This is a genomic window from Bradyrhizobium sp. UFLA05-153 (assembly GCF_054185185.1).
The window spans coordinates 1-4,573 of record NZ_JBBIAM010000255.1 but is presented as its reverse complement, the minus strand read 5'-3'; the positions used below and the strand labels follow the sequence as shown (position 1 = coordinate 4,573).

Below are 4,573 nucleotides of genomic sequence, written 5' to 3'. Positions count from 1 at the left end.
GTGATGGGCTGCGATACCTTTCACCTCGTCGGCGTAGGCCTGGGATTGCGAGGCCTTCTTTTGGTAACCCAGGAGGAGGATCCGCATTTCCAAGATGTACTTCTCGTTGATCTTGTAGACAACCTCCCAAAATCACTAATCGCGCCGCCATCTCCCAGGCCGACACGTCGGGGGTAGGAACGAGATCAGCTTCTTGTGAAATTCCAGCGCTTGGCGCACATGGTGGTCTTGACGGTGAGCTTGCCTTTGGCCTCGACTCAGGCTTAGACTCGGACAGTTTGGCATCGAACTCGCGCACCGGGCTGGAAGGGTTCAAGACGACGATCGGCTCACGATCTCTCAGGCACGACCGGTTTTTTTTTCGTCAACACGATCATCCCGCAACCGTCGCTGCGATCAACAAGACTATCGCCGGCGCGAAAGCCGCGGGCATCGCGGTTTGCCTGGGCGTCAATTCTAGACCGGCGGAACCGCGCGGCCTCATCGCGCGCGGTGTCCGCGTCCTATTGGCGACGTCAGACGTTGAATTGCTGGCGGGTGGCGCATTGCGCGCGCTCGCGGCCAATCGCGAGGCGATCGGCCACTGAGGCCGCAGGCGTCGAGACGTCCACTCGGGCAACGGCGATCGTTGATGTACGTCGGCATATATCCTACACGATGAGGCTGAGGCCTCGAGGCAAGAAAGCTCCTGCACTTGCGAGATAATACGGTCCTTCAGGTGCGCGACCTTCGCGTTTACTATCACACTTCGTTAGGCGCCGTCCGGGCGGTCGACGGTGTGAGTTTCAACCTGCGCACGGGCGAGCGCCTGGGACTGGTTGGCGAGTCGGGGTCGGGAAAGTCCACCGTCGCAATGGCGCTCATGCGCCTGATCAAGCCGCCGGGCCGGATCGAGAGCGGCCAGGCGCTGTTCGAGGGGGCCGATCTCCTTGCGCTGCCGGAACAGGAGATGCGGCGTCTGCGCCTGGCGGCGATCGCGCTGGTTGCGCAGGGCGCGATGAATTCCCTCAATCCGGTGACCCGGGTGCGTCGCCAGTTCGCCGACGCGTTACGCGACCATGGCCAACGGCTATCGCGTTCGGCGCTGGACGCGCGGATCCGCGAACTGCTTTCGACAGTCGGGCTTGGATCGGAGGTCGCCGACAAATATCCGCACGAACTGAGTGGCGGGATGAAACAGCGGGTCGTGATCGCGATCGCCATCAGCCTCCGGGCGCGCGTGATCATCGCCGACGAGCCGACAAGCGCGCTCGACGTCGTGGTGCAACGGCAAGTCGTCGAGACCCTGCGGCGCGTCCAGGAAAAAATCGGCGCCTCGATCCTGCTCGTCGGCCACGACATGGGGTTGATGGCCCAGGTCGTCGACCGGTTAGGGGTCATGTACGCGGGCACGCTTGCCGAAGTTTGCGGCGTCCGGATGATCTTCCGCGAGCCCCTTCATCCCTATACCCAACTACTGATTGCGAGCCTGCCGACCCTGGAACGCAAGGGCGCCTTTCGGGGCATACCCGGTTTGCCCCCGTCGCTGCTCAATCGCCCCCGAGGCTGTTCCTTCCGCACGCGCTGCCCACATGCGATGCAGCGTTGCGAAGTCGACGCGCCAGTCTTGCGCGAGGTTCGCCCAGATCATTTCGTCGCGTGTCACCTTTATGAAGCGAGCGCGCCGCAATGCGCGTTGCAAACAGCCGTCGGGGCATGAAATGTCCACTTTACTCGAGGCGCGCTCTGTCACGAAAATCTATGGCGGAGGGATACGTGGACCGCGAATGATCGCGGTCGACGACTTTTCGCTCGCCATCGCCGACGAACCGCCGTCCATCACCGCCTTAGTCGGCGAAAGCGGCAGCGGCAAGACCACCCTGGCGCGCCTGCTACTAGGCCTTATCGAACCCAGCGTAGGCGCGGTGCTTTACAAGGGCGCGGACCTTCGCAGGCTTTCGAGTACCCATCTCAGATCCTTTCGCCGCGACGTCCAAGTGATCTTCCAGGATCCGTTTGAAGCCTACAACCCGTTCTATCGGGTCGACCATGTCCTCGAAACTCCGGTTCTGAACTTCGGGCTTGCGGGCTCCCGGCACGAGGCGAGGCGCATGATTGAGGAGACCTTGCGAGCCGTCGGCCTACGGCCAGAGGAGACGCTCGGACGCTATCCCCACCAGTTGAGCGGGGGTCAGCGGCAGCGGATCATGGTGGCGCGCGCTTTGCTGATCCGCCCGCGCGTCATCATCGCCGACGAGCCGGTGTCGATGGTGGACGCTTCGCTCAGAGCCACGATCCTGACGAGCCTGCGCGAGCTTCACGACAAATTCGGGATTTCGCTGATCTACATCACGCACGATCTGACCACCGCGTATCAGGTCAGCCACAACGTCATCGTGCTCTATCGCGGCCTGGTCGCCGAAGCCGGCGACGTCGAGAAGGTCGTGGGCGACCCCAAACACCCCTACACGCGCTTGCTGATCGGCTCGATCCCCTACCCCGACCCCAATCGTGCTTGGAAAGGCGAGGAGGCCCCGTCGGCGGAGGGCGTGGGGGCCTCGGAGCATAGCTGCCGTTTCGCGCCGCGCTGCCCCTCGGCGATGGCGGTCTGCCGCGAAAACGCGCCGCCGATGTTTCGCACGGATCGGTATCGCGCCGCCGCCTGTTTCCTTTACCGCCAAGAAGATGTCGTGCCGGGGGCCGATATCGGCGAGATCATGATTCCCAGCGATAGCCCAAGTCTTGCCCAACCGCCCACCGAAGCGGCGGCGGAACTCAGACCTGACGCCTAACGCGCGGGTTGGCAATCTCGTCCAGTCCGATCGAGATCAGAAACAGCGCGATGAACAGGATGCCGACGACGATGATCGGCGCCAGCCACCACCACCACCAACCATTAATCACCGCGCCGGTGAAGTTGACCCAGTAAAGCGTCATACCAAGCGTCGGCGCCTCGAAGACGCCGAGGCCGAGCACATCGAGCCCGATCGAGGCAAGAATCGCAGCGGATACCGATCCGACGAGCGAGGCCATGAGATAGGGCAGCAAATTCGGCATCAGCTCCTTCACGATGATTCCCGGCCCGCTAGTGCCCGAGAGCCGCGCGATTTGCACATAGGCCCGCTCTCTCAGGGTGAGAACCTGGGACCGGATGGTTCGCGCAGGGTAAAGCCAAGCGAGCGAGGCGATGACGAGCGCCATCACATTGACCGTCATACCCTGTCGGAGCGTGAGCGCCACCACAATCAGAATCATGAGATTGGGCACGGTCAGTCCGATGTCGACGATGCTGCGCAAGATGCTGTCGACCCAGCCCCCGTAATATGCCGCCACGAACGCAATCGCCGCGCCGATGCCGACGCCGAGAATTCCGGCGATGAGTCCGATTCGGAGCGTCAGCAAGGTGCCCGTCGTGATCACTGCGAACAGGTCGCGGCCCTGGCGGTCGCTGCCAAAAGGCAGCGCCCAGGACGGTGGCTGCAAAACGCGCGCCGATAGCGGGCGCGCATTTTGCGGGTCCACGAGCAACCCGCCGATCACGGCAAAAGCGATCATGCCCAAGAGAAGCGCGAACCCAACGCTCAGCTCCCTGTTACGGGCGAGATAGTTCACCAACGTCAGGCCCATGTATGACGACCGTTGTTCGGCGGATTCAAGGATGAGCTCCCATCACACGTTTCTATGGACGATGCGCGGATCGAGCAGCGAATAGGTCAAGTCGAGAATCAGCGTCGCAAGGCCGATCGCAACGATCACCAGGAAGACAATTCCTTGCACGAGGAAAAAATCGGAGCCTCGGATGCCCTGGAAAAGCAACGTGCCGATGCCGGGATAGCCGAACACGATCTCGACGAGTACAGCGCCGGATACGAGCTGCCCGAGCGATAGCGCAAGCGCCGTCGCTTGTGGAAGTATCGCGTTGCGCATGCCGTAGTCGACGAATAGGGTGCGATCCGAGAGGCCTTTCGCTTCGGCAAAGGTGACGTAGTCCTCGCCTTGCGTCGTCACCATCATCGCCCGCATGCCGAGCGCCCAGCCGCCGAGCGAACCTAGGATGATTGTGGTCGCCGGGAGAACGGCGTGGTAGGCGACGTCGAGGCCAAACGACCAGCTCCATTGCGGAATCGCTCCGGCAGTGTAGCCGCCGTAGAGCGGCGTCAACTGCAGGCTGAAGCCGACGACGTACATGAGAATCAAACCCAGCAGGAAAAACGGGATCGCGCTCATCGCAAGCAGCGGCGGCATAATCGCCGTCAGCCAACGCGGCGCGCGCGGCCAGGCTTGGAAGGCCCCCAGAACGTTGCCGATGACGAACGAAATCAGCGTCGTCCCCGTGATCAAACAAACCGTCCAGGGCAGTCCTTCCAACATCATGTCGCTGACTTTCCGAGGATAGTTGGCGATGGAATAGCCAAAATCGAACCGGGTCATGTCGACGAGATAGGTGAGATACTGCTTCCAGAGAGGCTTATCGATGCCAAATTTCGACTGATACTCCTTGACCATGTCCTGCATGCCGGCGTGCAGATTGCCGCCGAGGGCGGCCATCTGCATCACCTTCTGGGCAACGGGATTATCCCCCGCGATGCGCGGC

4 protein-coding genes are annotated in these 4,573 nt (G+C 62.1%); 2 read left to right on the top strand and 2 right to left on the bottom strand.

All coding sequences use genetic code 11. The features are described from left to right. Positions 1–778 precede the first annotated feature (778 nt). Positions 779–1,699, top strand: a complete 921-nt coding sequence (locus tag Q2941_RS50845) for an ABC transporter ATP-binding protein (RefSeq protein WP_458197422.1) — start codon at positions 779–781, stop codon at positions 1,697–1,699. 67 nt (positions 1,700–1,766) lie between these two features. Beyond that, entirely contained in the window at positions 1,767–2,771 is a 1,005-nt protein-coding gene (locus tag Q2941_RS50840) for an ABC transporter ATP-binding protein (RefSeq protein WP_458197421.1), read from the top strand. Here Q2941_RS50840 and Q2941_RS50835 read toward each other — a convergent pair. Together Q2941_RS50835 and Q2941_RS50830 are read right to left on the bottom strand one after the other, a co-directional pair. After that, positions 2,755–3,606 (bottom strand): ABC transporter permease, encoded by an 852-nt coding sequence (locus tag Q2941_RS50835; RefSeq protein WP_458197420.1) that lies wholly within the window; start codon positions 3,604–3,606, stop codon positions 2,755–2,757. The genes Q2941_RS50840 and Q2941_RS50835 overlap by 17 nt on opposite strands. 42 nt (positions 3,607–3,648) lie before the next feature. Further along, positions 3,649–4,573 (bottom strand): ABC transporter permease (locus Q2941_RS50830; RefSeq protein ID WP_458197419.1); only part of this gene is annotated, 925 nt, incomplete at its 5' end.

Bases quoted from the DNA above. Each gene is read 5' to 3' on its own strand.
- Q2941_RS50840 (WP_458197421.1), top strand. From the start codon at position 1,767: ATGATCGCGGTCGACGACTTTTCGCTCGCCATCGCCGACGAACCGCCG.
- Q2941_RS50835 (WP_458197420.1), bottom strand. From the start codon at position 3,606: ATGGGCCTGACGTTGGTGAACTATCTCGCCCGTAACAGGGAGCTGAGC.